This is a genomic window from Enterovibrio calviensis DSM 14347, from assembly GCF_000621165.1.
Lineage (GTDB): Bacteria > Pseudomonadota > Gammaproteobacteria > Enterobacterales > Vibrionaceae > Enterovibrio > Enterovibrio calviensis.
The window spans coordinates 416,802-429,370 of sequence record NZ_KK211218.1 but is presented as its reverse complement, the minus strand read 5'-3'; the positions used below and the strand labels follow the sequence as shown (position 1 = coordinate 429,370).

Annotated in this window: 20 protein-coding genes; 19 read left to right on the top strand and 1 reads right to left on the bottom strand. The window is 46.3% G+C overall.

Annotated features, from left to right (window positions below):
* The first annotated feature begins 2 nt into the window (after positions 1–2).
* From Q365_RS0123180 to Q365_RS0123150, 7 genes are all read left to right on the top strand, one after another.
* Positions 3–413 carry a PPC domain-containing DNA-binding protein gene (locus Q365_RS0123180; RefSeq protein WP_028025598.1) on the top strand — a complete coding sequence of 137 codons (411 nt, stop codon included), beginning with the start codon at positions 3–5 and terminating at the stop codon, positions 411–413.
* A 327-nt stretch (positions 414–740) separates the two neighbouring features.
* Positions 741–2,855, top strand: a complete 2,115-nt coding sequence (locus Q365_RS0123175; protein ID WP_028025597.1) for a marine proteobacterial sortase target protein — start codon at positions 741–743, stop codon at positions 2,853–2,855.
* Positions 2,856–2,857: 2 nt separating this feature from the next.
* Positions 2,858–3,526: a class GN sortase gene (locus tag Q365_RS0123170; protein ID WP_035025629.1), complete on the top strand. Its 669-nt coding sequence runs from the start codon at positions 2,858–2,860 to the stop codon at positions 3,524–3,526.
* A 290-nt stretch (positions 3,527–3,816) separates the two neighbouring features.
* Positions 3,817–4,350: a phosphotransferase-like protein gene (locus tag Q365_RS0123165; RefSeq protein WP_028025595.1), complete on the top strand. Its 534-nt coding sequence runs from the start codon at positions 3,817–3,819 to the stop codon at positions 4,348–4,350.
* 29 nt (positions 4,351–4,379) lie between these two features.
* Positions 4,380–4,643, top strand: coding sequence for a hypothetical protein (locus Q365_RS26010; protein WP_035025625.1), 264 nt, complete (start codon positions 4,380–4,382; stop codon positions 4,641–4,643).
* Positions 4,640–5,110 carry a GNAT family N-acetyltransferase gene (locus Q365_RS0123155; protein ID WP_245621601.1) on the top strand — a complete coding sequence of 157 codons (471 nt, stop codon included), beginning with the start codon at positions 4,640–4,642 and terminating at the stop codon, positions 5,108–5,110. The genes Q365_RS26010 and Q365_RS0123155 overlap by 4 nt, the downstream gene beginning before the upstream one ends.
* 87 nt (positions 5,111–5,197) lie before the next feature.
* Positions 5,198–5,746 (top strand): hypothetical protein, encoded by a 549-nt coding sequence (locus Q365_RS0123150; RefSeq protein ID WP_028025593.1) that lies wholly within the window; start codon positions 5,198–5,200, stop codon positions 5,744–5,746.
* Positions 5,747–6,175: 429 nt separating this feature from the next.
* Here the strand turns inward: Q365_RS0123150 and Q365_RS0123145 are convergent, their stop codons facing one another.
* On the bottom strand, positions 6,176–6,439 hold the full coding sequence (locus Q365_RS0123145; protein ID WP_028025592.1) for a helix-turn-helix domain-containing protein: 264 nt from the start codon (positions 6,437–6,439) through the stop codon (positions 6,176–6,178).
* A gap of 137 nt (positions 6,440–6,576) precedes the next feature.
* On the opposite strand from Q365_RS0123145, the gene Q365_RS26840 reads away from it, so the two are divergent.
* The 12 genes from Q365_RS26840 to Q365_RS0123085 all read left to right on the top strand — a co-directional run bounded on the left by Q365_RS26840 (position 6,577) and on the right by Q365_RS0123085 (position 12,568).
* Positions 6,577–6,741 carry a hypothetical protein gene (locus tag Q365_RS26840; RefSeq protein WP_155859045.1) on the top strand — a complete coding sequence of 55 codons (165 nt, stop codon included), beginning with the start codon at positions 6,577–6,579 and terminating at the stop codon, positions 6,739–6,741.
* Entirely contained in the window at positions 6,738–6,953 is a 216-nt protein-coding gene (locus tag Q365_RS0123135; RefSeq protein WP_028025591.1) for a hypothetical protein, read from the top strand. Before Q365_RS26840 ends, Q365_RS0123135 begins: the two co-directional genes overlap by 4 nt.
* 50 nt (positions 6,954–7,003) lie before the next feature.
* Positions 7,004–8,719: a rolling circle replication-associated protein gene (locus Q365_RS26005; RefSeq protein ID WP_155859044.1), complete on the top strand. Its 1,716-nt coding sequence runs from the start codon at positions 7,004–7,006 to the stop codon at positions 8,717–8,719.
* The gene (locus tag Q365_RS0123125) at positions 8,685–8,897 is read left to right on the top strand and encodes a hypothetical protein (protein ID WP_028025590.1); all 213 of its coding nucleotides are present in this window, start codon (positions 8,685–8,687) and stop codon (positions 8,895–8,897) included. Before Q365_RS26005 ends, Q365_RS0123125 begins: the two co-directional genes overlap by 35 nt.
* Positions 8,894–9,130: a hypothetical protein gene (locus Q365_RS0123120; protein WP_028025589.1), complete on the top strand. Its 237-nt coding sequence runs from the start codon at positions 8,894–8,896 to the stop codon at positions 9,128–9,130. The genes Q365_RS0123125 and Q365_RS0123120 overlap by 4 nt, the downstream gene beginning before the upstream one ends.
* The gene (locus Q365_RS0123115) at positions 9,130–9,453 is read left to right on the top strand and encodes a hypothetical protein (RefSeq protein ID WP_028025588.1); all 324 of its coding nucleotides are present in this window, start codon (positions 9,130–9,132) and stop codon (positions 9,451–9,453) included. The genes Q365_RS0123120 and Q365_RS0123115 overlap by 1 nt, the downstream gene beginning before the upstream one ends.
* The gene (locus tag Q365_RS27080) at positions 9,440–9,967 is read left to right on the top strand and encodes a hypothetical protein (protein ID WP_028025587.1); all 528 of its coding nucleotides are present in this window, start codon (positions 9,440–9,442) and stop codon (positions 9,965–9,967) included. Before Q365_RS0123115 ends, Q365_RS27080 begins: the two co-directional genes overlap by 14 nt.
* Positions 9,954–10,406 carry a hypothetical protein gene (locus Q365_RS0123105; protein ID WP_028025586.1) on the top strand — a complete coding sequence of 151 codons (453 nt, stop codon included), beginning with the start codon at positions 9,954–9,956 and terminating at the stop codon, positions 10,404–10,406. The genes Q365_RS27080 and Q365_RS0123105 overlap by 14 nt, the downstream gene beginning before the upstream one ends.
* The gene (locus Q365_RS0123100) at positions 10,375–11,142 is read left to right on the top strand and encodes a hypothetical protein (RefSeq protein ID WP_028025585.1); all 768 of its coding nucleotides are present in this window, start codon (positions 10,375–10,377) and stop codon (positions 11,140–11,142) included. Before Q365_RS0123105 ends, Q365_RS0123100 begins: the two co-directional genes overlap by 32 nt.
* Before the next feature lie 118 nt (positions 11,143–11,260).
* Positions 11,261–11,389, top strand: coding sequence for a hypothetical protein (locus tag Q365_RS27360; protein ID WP_028025584.1), 129 nt, complete (start codon positions 11,261–11,263; stop codon positions 11,387–11,389).
* A gap of 9 nt (positions 11,390–11,398) precedes the next feature.
* Positions 11,399–12,220: a major capsid protein P2 gene (locus Q365_RS0123090; protein ID WP_028025583.1), complete on the top strand. Its 822-nt coding sequence runs from the start codon at positions 11,399–11,401 to the stop codon at positions 12,218–12,220.
* A 9-nt stretch (positions 12,221–12,229) separates the two neighbouring features.
* The gene (locus Q365_RS0123085) at positions 12,230–12,568 is read left to right on the top strand and encodes a hypothetical protein (RefSeq protein WP_051563855.1); all 339 of its coding nucleotides are present in this window, start codon (positions 12,230–12,232) and stop codon (positions 12,566–12,568) included.
* The last annotated feature ends 1 nt before the right edge of the window (position 12,569 follow it).

Genomic DNA, 12,569 nt, shown 5'->3' with positions numbered 1-12,569 from the left:
TCCTGTCATCATCCGTTCAGCCCATCGCATTCCGATTAACGCGAGGGGCTGACTTAAAACAATCCATCTTCGATGCCGTTAAAGCTAATCAGATTCAAGCCGGATGCGTTGTTTCCGTTGTTGGTTGTTTATCGTCTCTCAATATGCGCCTCGCAGACAGTACTACCGTTTTCCAAAAGAACGCTTGCTTCGAAATACTGTCATTGTCTGGCACATTAACGCCTGAGCATCTTCACCTGCACATTTCAGTGGCTGATGAAGAAGGGCGAGCATGGGGCGGACACTTGCTTGATGGCACCATCGTGAGTCACACCGCCGAAGTGTGCCTTCTGGTATTCCCGTCTTACCAATTTGCTCGAGAGTTTGATGCTGACACGGGATATACCGAACTGGTCGTTAAGACTGGCATGTAAATTACTCTTATTTTTCAACCAAGTGACTAATGAAGCACATGGGTTAGAAAATTCTCGGGGAAATACCTTTAAGTTTGAATAGAACTGATAGAAAGGTGAATAAAGACAGCCACTTCTCATCAATACTCTTGCTCGTTTCCCACCCATGCTTTAGACCTCGGTAGCTCAGTTATTTACTCATATTTATATGGGTTAAAGCACTATAACTTTAAGGTTTGTATTGCCACAATATTGCCACATTTGGTCTTTATTTGCCTGAATGTCACCCCGTGAGTGACAGATTGATTTGATGTAATTGTGTCTATCAAAAAGAGTGAGGACACAGCGATGCTATCCGTAAAACTATCAAGGCTAACCTTTAGAGCGCCACTTTCTGACTGGCTTCTGACTGCGCTGTTTATATTGCTTCTTCCAAGCGTCGTGCTTGCCAATGAAGAAGAAGGTGGTCTGTATATACAAATGGAAGGTTCAGAGGCTTCAATGTGGACGCAAGCGCCACAGCTCGCCACCAATGCCAGTATGGTGATAAATGGATTGGTGAATCGAGTGAAAGTAGAACAGCACTTCACCAATCCGACTGACGATTGGGTTCACGCCCGATACCTTTTTCCTTTGCCGCAAAACGCAGCGGTGGACCACCTTATCATTCGCGTAGGCGAGCGCATCATTGAAGGTGAAATCCAAAAGAAACAAGACGCGAGGAAAACATTTAATCAAGCGGCAATCGAAGGCAAGAAAGCGTCATTGATCGAGCAGCATCGTACTAACTTGTTTTCTACGCACGTGGCCAACATTGCCCCCAATGAAACCATTGTGGTGGAAATCGAATATCAAGAAACCGTGCATTACGAAGATGGCGAGTTCAGCTTGCGTTTTCCCACCACGTTCACTCAACGTTATATTCCAGGCTTACCTGAAAACGCAACACAACTTGAAGCAGCAACGGATGAGCGTAGCGTTAATCAAGAACCGTTGGCTGAGCTACAAAATGGTTGGGCGGTAGCAACCAAACAAGTGTCAGATGCCAATGAAATCACGACAGAGTATCGAGACCCCATGCTAGAAGATGCCATTGATTTTACATTGGATGCTGACATCAATATGGGGCTGCCTATTGAAGGTGTTCATAGTCCTAACGCTTCGCTTAACATCGATAAGCAATCGGAAAGCCGCTATTTTGTCTCGTTGAGTGACATGCAGATAGCCAATCAGGATTTCGTTCTTACTTGGAGACCAAAGGCAACGGCGATGCCTGTTGCAGCCATGTTTGTGCAAGAAGACAGAGGTCAGCGCTACGGGCTGTTAATGGCAATGCCACCGCAATCTCAACACGTGAATACATTGCCGCAGAACATCACCCTTATCTTGGACGTATCTGGCTCCATGTACGGTGAATCGATGGAGCAAGCCAAACAAGCTGTTGTTTATGCGCTGAATACCTTGGAACCGTCAGACTATTTTAATCTGATTGTCTTCAATGAAAGTGCAGAAGTGCTATCGCCAAGTCCGTTACAAGCAACGAGCACCAACATTGCCAAGGTGACACGAGTGGTTAAAGGGATCGAAGCCGACGGCGGCACGGAAATGCTCCCCGCGCTAGGGCTAGCTTTTGCCTCCGAACCCATGCCAGAGCACATTAATCAACTGGTGTTCATCACAGACGGTGCTATTGGTAATGAAGATGAACTTTATGGCTACATTCAACAAGATTTGGGTAGTCGTCGCTTGTTTACCGTAGGGATTGGTTCTGCACCAAACAGCGCTTTGATGCAGCGAGCTGCCATCAGTGGAAAGGGCACTTACACGTTTATCAGTAATATCACCGAAGTGAAAAGTGCGCTAAAGCCACTATTTGAGAAGCTATCTGCACCCATCATGCAAGATATCGCGATAACATGGCAGGATGAAAGCCCGGTTGATGCTTGGCCAAATCCTATCCCGGATTTGTATCAAACCCAGCCGCTTGTTCAAGCATTCAAAATCCCCGAGGGAGCAGAAACGCTGAACTTGCACGGACTGCTCAACCAAGATTCGTGGGAATACCAAATCGATCTCCCTAAAAACGAAGACGCTAAAGCCTCTGGCCTTAACGTGTTGTGGGCGCGTCAACAAATCGAAAGCCTTTCATTGAACCCATTGCTTAGCGCAGAAGAAAAAGAAGATCAAATTACCGATCTTGGGCTGACTCATCACATCGTGACCAAGCACACGTCTCTGGTGGCGATAGATAAAACGCCAAGCCGCCCGTTAGAGCAAAAAGCAAAAGCGCACCAAGTGCGCCCTCATTTACCCAAAAACAATGGCGTGATGCTACAAAGTGGGCTTGGGAGTGATGTACTTCTATGGGGGGGCGTATTGATGATGTTAGCAAGCTTGGTGGTGATGCTGCTTTCACCGTTGCGTCGAAACACGAATCATCAATTCGATGACGTAGGAGTATAAGGATGAACACTATTCTTGCTCGGATCTGGCCGAATAACCTATGGAAACTGATGCTTGCTAGCGTATTTCTATGCGGCAGCATCCTGATGGCGAATGGTTTGTACATTAAAGCGAAAGCACATTTGGCACAGTTCCTTATTGTTCATGCATGGGATAATCAGCAAGAGACAGGGAAGAATCAAGCACCATGGCCGTGGGCGGATACGTTTCCTGCAGCGACCTTAGCGATGAATGGAGACGAGCCTTTATGGGTGCTCGCCGGTGCCAATGCGCGAAACTTAGCGTTCGGTCCAACGTTACAAATGAATACGGCTCGTCCGCATGAAAAGGGTAACGTGGTGATTTTCGGGCACAACGACACGCACTTTTCATCGTTGGCACAAACGAAAATAGGAGATGAGTTACAGCTAGAAACTCAGGAAGGGTTACAAAGAACCTACCGAGTTTCAAATGTCGCCATTGCTCATGAGTCAGAAGTTCAATGGGTAGAGAACACATCCGATAATAGGCTAACCTTAGTGACCTGTTATCCATTTGATTCTATTACATTCAACGGCCCATTAAGGTACATTGTCACCGCAAAACCAATTGTCGATATTGACGCTGCGGATATAGGTGATCTGCCTGTATTGTTTACCAGCAATGAACAAAATAAGACTTATTGGTTATAAACACACACCCTCTTAATGCACTATAACTTATATGTTTGATTGAAATAATTCCTTAAAAACTCTCTTTATTTACTGGCCGTTTCGACATAATCACTGTGGTGATAACACCGCCAATGCCTACCAAGAATACCAATCTACAAAGTGACCTGAGTCACACAAATAGTGACTCACATGTGAAACATTATGGATATGAGTCGCACTTTTTCGGCGATTAAAGCGTAATTTCTTTCAAATAAACAGTTAGGAGCAAATCATATATACAACTAAAAACATAATAACGAGTCTATTCTATGCGCCCAAATCTTATTGTACTTGATGGTCCATCTGGGGCGGGGAAAACAACGCTCTCGAAAGCTTTACAAGAAACGTTACTCCCAGAAAATTGGTTATACATCTCCATCGACACGCTGGTTTATGCGTTACCTTCGTCAGTGTTAACGCGATGCAATCAAGAAAATGATTGGCAATCGGTCGACGTTGATGCCTTGATGAAAGGGGCGTTCGCGTGTGTCGATGCCCTGGTCACAGCCGGTAACAGCGTCATCTTTGACGCCGTGATTTCCACGCCAACCCGTGCGCTGCAAATGGATCTGGCATTTGAGCAACATGAACGATTCTATGTTGGCGTGAACTGTGAATTGGCAGAGCTAGAACGTCGCACACGCTCGCGTGAAGATCGCACCATCGACGAAGTCAGACACGGATTCGCCACATCGCCATTGCACCTGCAATATGACCTCGAAATCGACAGCACCTCAATGTCTGTGACCGAACTCGCAACCATAGTGGCAGCCACTATTCACGAGGAACATCACAAGGCATAAATGTCTTTTGCATCAATAGAAAAGTAGCCATGGCCAATCATCAAGATAGGGAAAAGCTTGAAAGAAAAATCGCAATGGGGCTCCCAAAGCATGTCGTCGTTTTCGGTTTGTTGCTTTGGGGGTTACCGACAGCGTTTATCTATGCGTTAATCAACTCTCTGCTTACAGAGCAAAGTTTCATTGCGGCACTTTCTACTTCCATCATCATTTGGCCGCTCGGCGGTATTTTCTATGGCCTGTATTCTTGGATCAAATCCAAGCGCCAACTCGCTGACTTGGACGGTGGCAAATGACTAAACCCATAGAATTTGTCTTTCTCGCAGACAAACCCGAACTCATCCCAACGCTCGCCAATTGGTACTTTAACGAGTGGGGCACGCTTGCTAATGCGTCGCTTGAAGACTTCACACAAAAACTCGGCGACTACTTAAACATCGATAAAATTCCGCTCCTGGTTATCGCCATGGATGGAACAACACCCGTTGGCGCTGCACACTTACGCTTTCATGAAATGAGTATCTACCCAGATAAAGAACATTGGATAGGGGGCGTATATGTTGATGCTCCATATCGCGGACAACACATCGCCAGTGCTTTGGTTCAACAAATCGTCACCTCGGCGCGTCATTTAGGTGTGAAGCAACTGCATCTTCAAACCGAACAACTCGACGGCGGCTTATACGCAAAATTGGGTTGGCAGGAGATTGAGCAAGTAGACAGTCGGGGAGTGGATGTGTCGGTGCGGGTTAAAGCTTTGTGAAGTCTATAAGCTCGCCTTTAGGGGGTGAAAATCTTTGGTTACGAAAGCCCGTTCTAAAAGGGGCTTTTAAGTTCAAATGGGGTTTTAATGGCTAGGACTAACCATTTTAATAGTAAAATAGAATTACAACGTTGGCTAAAATCAGGCGTCGCTATTACTATCCTTTCAATGTCTTTGCATTCTGATGTTGTCGAATTGAGAACAAATATTAGCTCATCCTTTGAGCTTTCCCGCGCTATACAGTATCCCAGAGTAGATACGTCGCTTCCCGAAAAAGGCCACTACATAATAACCTATGAGAATAAAGACGGTGAACAACACAATGAGGATGTCCAATTAAATACTTTCAATTGGGCATATTGTTATGAAGTAGAACTTGATGGAGCAAAGCTAGGCTGTTTGAGTGATCTTATGGAAAAGCTGTCAAAATATGAATTTTTCTGGGATGCTTCATTAAATATTCATGGCGTTAAATCAGGTAACCTTTATGTTGTTACGCCTAGCGATCCACAAGACCTAAACGAACTGATCGATATTTTGAAGGAGTATAGTGCGCTCTACGCGTTGTTCGTTAAAGAATCAGACAACATGCGAGAAAATTTAAAAACAGGACATCCAAGATCAAAAGCTACATAAAGAGCCACCCCAGTGTAAGCTCTGTAGTACTTCAATTTATGGCGAATGATTGTGGTTTTGACTCTTCGGACAGCGAGACGACCAAGCCTCAAAGAAACTAAGCCAAACCAGTCACTAATAATTGATGTAGGTTGTTGAATTTCTCTTTTGCCAATGTTGGGGAGAAGTCCAAATATATTTCTCGAACTAACTTCAAAACCAATTTACCGAGATTGGTAGGCAACTGGTTATTTCGAGCATGATGCCGATTCATCAATCGTTGAACCTGGCGCTCATTCAGTCCTAAAATATCTGCCGCATCTCAAAACTCTGCTGAGAAAAAGATCCAAGGCTTAGTTGAGCATGACATTTCTAATGGGCTCAGATATGACACTACTAAAGAGTTCCAACAATCATAGTGCGCATTATGTATAAACTGGTAACTGTTTTTTAGGAAGCTTCGGCTTGTCGTAAGGCATTGATTACGCGGGGGTTTTCGTTCTTTTCTTCTAGCATTTTGCACACGACATTTTGATCGTCGAGTTGGAGCAAATCCGCCATCTTAAAAACTGAGTCCCAGTCGGGAAATGAGCGGTGTAAACGCCATTTTGATACAGCGGCGGGGGTAACGTCTAGTTTTTTTGCTAGGGCATAGTCGGAAGGCAGTTTGCATGCTGCTTTAACGTTGTCCATTAGCTCAGTAACGTAACTCATGCCATCCCCTCTTGTATTGCTCAGTTTGTTAATTCTAGCGCGACAAAATGATCATCGCCATAGTGCCACGCGGTTGAATACTGCCAAACGGTTGATATACGCTTTCCCTGAGACATTAATCGCATGGGGATGCAGATATGAACCACGAAACAGACCATCAAAAATGGATCGATAAAATTCGCGCTGACTTGGGGCTTAAAAAAGACCCTGATCGCAAGTTTGGTTGTCCTGACCTTCGATACAGCCGCCGCTTTCAAATCGCCGCCAAACGTGCGCTGTTAGCACGAGGTGTGGGCGCATGATTAAGTCAGCTCTATATTTTTCGGAAGCTAACGCGCTTGGCGAGGCCGCTCTATTACTCAACAACGAATTAAACACAAACAAACTTGATTTAGATATCGCCATTAAAAGCGGCGATACAGGATCAATAGATTTTGCTGAAAGCGTTTTGACTGCAACAAGATTTGCCCTAATGAAAATACAAATCATGGGGTTACGCTGTTGGACGCCTTAAACCCAGACACCCCACGCGTCATGGTAGAAGGGGCGAAAGCCCCTGATACTTTGACCATTAAAGACATTCGATTCATCGCCGGAACTTTAGTTTCCGGCGATGTTTTATCTAAGCGTTTAAGTGTTCCGCCCAAAGGTGAAACACATCAATCATGGTTTGATGATGAAAACGCAAAGTTACGCCGTGCGCATTCACTTCATTGTGATCGCTTCGGCCTAACGATGGAAACCACCAAACTAGCCCGCGCAGCGGCGGAGCAAAGCGACGGAAAGACTAGGCTTGTCAAAGGGTGCAAAAGTCCGACACCGTCGAAAGAAGACGAAAGGCGTACCCTGATTGCAAATCAGGCTAAGCACCTTCAACACAAAGCCAACGGCGGAACCATCGGCCTCAGTTTTGCAGACCAACCGCCCGAGACGCACCACGACGCTTACAAGCACTATCGAAAGCATCAATTATCAGAACGCGGGCGCAGTTTCCGGATATTGCACCAATCGTGGTCGGGAAAATATCGCGCTGGTATTTTCGTTCAGCCACGCCCCCAAGATGCCCCTGCGCCAATGTCGGGCGCTCGACTCACTGAAAACCTGACTCAAAAAGCCGTTAGAAAAATTTTCGAAAGCGCAGCTTATGTTGCCACGCTGCACGGCGGATTTACGACGTTTTTAACCCTGACGTTTGACTCGGCAAGCCGCGCTAGGCTTTTTGCTGGGGATGAAGAAACCCCAGAAACCACAGTGGGCCGTGAAGTTTCCAGATTTCTCGATGGTGCCAAAAAAATGTATCAAAGAGGGTCACACAATCACTATTCAACTGAGAATGATCCCGAGTCAGGCCGCGCCTTTTGTCCAATTGGCGATCAAACGCAAACCATCGAACCGCAAACAGGTGATTTTCATTACATATGGGTCGCTGAGTGTCCGGTTAATGAAGACGGCGAACCCAACCCGCACGTTCACGTTTTATTGAATTGGAAAGTTGATAAACCATTATTTCGGTCGTGGGCCTCCCGTCTTGAGTCACTTTGGGGGCATGGTTTCGCCAACCTTCAACGCATGAAATACAGCCGCGCCGCTGGGAGCTACATCATTAAAGCGGTGGGCTATGCGGCAAAAGGTGACAACGGCGAGCAAGGATTAATCAGGGGTAACCGGTACGGGATTGCGCAGTGCAGCCGCGCCCCCGCGTTTGAATGTTTAGCGTCCTTTGATGCCGATTGCATGGGCGCAATTATCGCGGAATATCGCAACAGACTAGATAAATGGCGAATGCCCATTATGAAGTTGCGCAGCAAGACCAAAAAGAAAATTGCGGGCAGTGCCAAAGCCCTTCAAATCACCCGTAAGTCCACAAAACTCACCGAATCCGAAATAGAACGCCGCATCGGAAAATTAAAAAGTCGTTTATCGGCTTGTGATGAGTTGATGAAGGCGACCGACAAAAAATTAAATGATTGCGGGCGCATGGTGAGTAAAGACCACCCGCTAGTGCATTTTGACGGTGATGGAGCTAAGGAAAAATTAGACCGTTTCCTAGTATGGGCCGTGGGGCATCGTGGGTGGGTAATGAACAGTCACGACATAGAAGAATGTGAGGCACTGCGGCAAGAGATTAAAGCGAAATACGGTGATATTTCGGAACGGTTTACCGAAAACCAATTGATCCATGAGTCTCGAATCGATTGGTTAAATGAAACGGGATGGACTCCCGAACTTCTGGAGCTAAACAGTTATGGCGAAAAGCAAACTAGAGCAGATCACGAATGAAATCGACGGCGCAGTTGGGCAAGCAAAAACGCGAAATGATTTAGCGAGTATGTTGTCGCCGTTTCGCTTGTTGCTCGTGTGGGTTAAGGGCGTCAATTCAGAGCTAAAACAAGTAAGAAAAGAGTTGCGCGAACTGCGTGAATACATGCAATCAGACGATGAGGATTTAGTTAAATGACCATTGCAATTGAGCTAAGAGAAGAGGCGCGGCCTTATAAAACCGTCATGTTAGGGAAAGTACAGGTGTGTTTTTTTGCGCCTGATATTCAGCAACCTTATTTTGATGAACACCTAGAAAACCACGGATTCTATCGAATTAGTGAAGGGGAAGCGCACACGCTTGTAAAAGACGGTGCGCCATTAACTATGTGCAATATCAGTGCAAACGTATTTTATCGAAAGGGTGAGTAATGAAATCACTATCACTAGAAAATTGTGACCGCGACATTGCCGCGCTGGATGCGGCAGAAATGCTCACAAATTCAGTCAAACGGGAAGTAGACCAACTGAAAAACATTGATACAAAAGATGTGATCAAGCGTGTGGCGCCAATGATGATGACAGGGAGTTTTTCGCTTGAGGCGTTGGGCTTGCCCGCTAATTTGTTTGAGAAAATCGAGCAGCTAGACAAGCTTAATGGCGTTGCGCGTCAAAAACTTCGTGGTCGAATTGAAACGGACAGAGCGCAGCTTTTAACCATCATTGATGAAGATGATACCAATGCCAAAATTTGAAAATCCAGTAAAAGGGCACTTGTCGTGCCCTGTTTGCGCATCAACGGCAACCGCCCACCAATGCGGTGAGGGGCAACTTATCGCGACAGGTGAGCCGCCGAAAAATAGCCGTAATTTGGGTTTGATGTATTACCGTTGCCCAGAATGCGGCAACAGTGCGATCAGTAAAAAAATACATCAATTCATTGAGGCAAATATAGCGGAATCAAAAGCAGACGTGAAACCGCTGAAAAGCCCGCCGTTATTGGTTGAAAGCGCTGAAAGTGTAACGATTGAAACCGAACTATTAACCGAACCGTTAACCGAATCAACCGCATTTGAAACCGAACAAAAACCAGTAACACAGCTAGACGAAACCAAACCAGTAAAGCGCCCAACCGACAAAAGGCGGTTACTCGCCATTGCGGGCGGTTTGTTGTTTATCGTATTGGCCTTGTCGATGCTGTTTAAGAAACCGAAAGTAACCGAAACCGAACAAGCCGACAGTGAGGGCGTAAATCATGCAACAGGATGAAACTGAACAAACCGACATTAACAGCGGCGATCCGTGGGGTAATTTCGATCCGTTCATTGATGAGTTAAAAAATGAAGAAACCAAGCCTATTGAAACAATAGAAGCTGACAAGCCCAAAGAGGGCGCAATCAGTAGCGATGCTGTTGGAGGGCTTCTAGATGTGGCTTTTACATTCGTTGAGCAAGTGACGAGCCAACTAGCGGGCGTTAGATTTCGCTTTGATGAGCAGGGAAAAACAGCCGTGATTGAGGCTGCGCAGCCCGTACTAGATAAAAATGACGGCGAATTAATGAAGCTGTTTGGCGGTTATGTCCATGAGGCAACGCTCGTGTTTGCCGTCGTTGGTTTGGTGTTTGGTTCAAAACAGCATTTAGTCGAGTTGAAACAAGAGAAATGGGAAAGAGAGAATGAAAAAAGCCTCGCTGCCGTCGCTGCCTAACCCTATTAACTCCAATCCCGCATTAGACGCGCAACACGTTATATATTTGGCGGGCACTGGCGGCGGGAAAACCTCCGCCGTGAAATTAATGGGTCTTGTTCCAAAGGGGGCGCAAGCGGTGTTTTTTGATCCTTATCGAAACTATGCGGAACAAAAGTTTCAAGGGCAAATGTGTCATTCGACATCGTCACGCGCCATGTTTTTAAAAGCACTGGCCCAGATGCGCCGAAAGGGAGCGCCTTTTAAATTGGCGTATGTGCCCAGGTCGGGGGCAACCTCTGAAGAATTGGAATTTTTCGCCTCTGTTGTGTGGGCTTTGGGCAATGGAAATGCCCCCGCATTGCACACCATTATTGAAGAATTGGCATCTTGCGCGGAAACATCGGGAAAATTAAAAGGTCGTGCGGGGGAGCTGCTGCGCGGCGGGCGTCAATTTGGTTTGGTGGTGCATAGCGTATTTCAAAAAGGGCAAGAAGTACCCAAAACCGTCACTGACCAATCTAGCACATGGTGGGTGGGAGCAATGAACTCGACCAATGATGCAAAGTGGGTCGCTGATCGTCGCTCGTTGCTCGTCGATGAAGTGGCGTCATTAGTTTCCGCAAAGATGAATAAGCAACGGATAGGCAAACCCATTGCCGAATATATCTTAATTAGTGACGGTATCGGCAACGCGGAACGCGGGGCACTTCATTGTGTAACAGGGGTAAAAAAAGCCGCGACAAGTCAATTTTAACCTATAGGTTACCCGTTCAACCTATAGGTTAACCCGCCTATCTCTTTGTCAATTTATCCCGCATGTTTCGGTTTGTTAATAAACACGGCGATACGCCTGATATAAAAACCGAGGATGTATGAAAAAAGAGCATAAAACGATGCTAATGACTGTCGCGCTAGCGCTGATCGTTATGGCTGCGATCAACAATGTGTCTGCGCTTGAGCAGGTGAAAAAGCAACTCAACGGCGATACTAGCTGGTTTTAAGGGGTCGTCATGATTAAACCAATCAAACTCAATTCAATGGTGGGCGCGTCTTGGGGTCAAAAAGGTACGCTACCAATCCCAATTGGCCCGACCTATCACGAACTCATTCTAGAAACGAATGCGGCCCCGTCAGATATTACCCGCGCATCGGTGAATTTGAATGGTGAAGAAATTTACGTTCTGACGGGTGAAGAAATGCGCATGTTAGAGCGTTACAAAAGACGCGTACACACTGAGCGTTATTTTGTTATCCCGTTTAGCGATATTACAGCCCGCACCAAAAACGGCGTTCGTTATACCGCGCTTGTTACTGAAAAGGGCGACAATATCCACCTAGATGTGCAATTTATCTCTAAGGCAGATGGCGCGGAACCGTTAACCGTTCAAGTGCATGCGCATGTATCTAACGCGCAGCCTGTTCGTTTGGTTGTGCCGATGCTAAAACCGCAAACCATGCCCGCGAACTCCCAAGGCGTAAACGAATTCACCAACCTTGTATCAAGTGAATTGATCGCCATTCGTCGAATGCACTTTGCACACGATCAGATCAGTAACTTGGAAATTAGCCGCGATTTCATCAAAGAATATGAAGCGTCTACCTTCATTGCAGAATCTAACGCGATGAGAAATGACCGCGTCCCGCAAGACGGATATTTCCACTTTGATCCGATTGTTCGCGGCTTCTCTGTTGATGAGCTTTTTCCTACCTACCATAACTCTGAATTGAAATTCTCGGTCACAACAAACGACGTGGCGGGGTCAATTCCTATTTTGGTGGAGTCCGTAAAAGTCGTGCGCCCTGAAATCGTCTTTCCTAACAAAGGCCAATAAGGGGATTGTATGAGTTGGTTTGATGATGTTCTAGACGGCGCATCAAGTGTGTGGAGTAGCGGCGTTGATTTTCTTGATGACGTCGTGAATGTAGGTGCAGGGGGGTTGGAGTCTGTCGGGGAAAGTCTCGGCGGGTTGAATGCCGCCTTTGGCTACAACAACTCTGCGAACCCCAATACCACACAGCAACCGTCGCACCCTGTTTATGATAATCACGGCAACACTGTCACCACACCTCAAGGGGCGACGGCAGTCGCACCCAAAGATAACACCATGCTGTTTGCCGTTGGTGGCGGCGTGGTGTTGTTAGTGGTGATCATGTTGTTTGCTTTTAGTCAAAAGGGTTGAC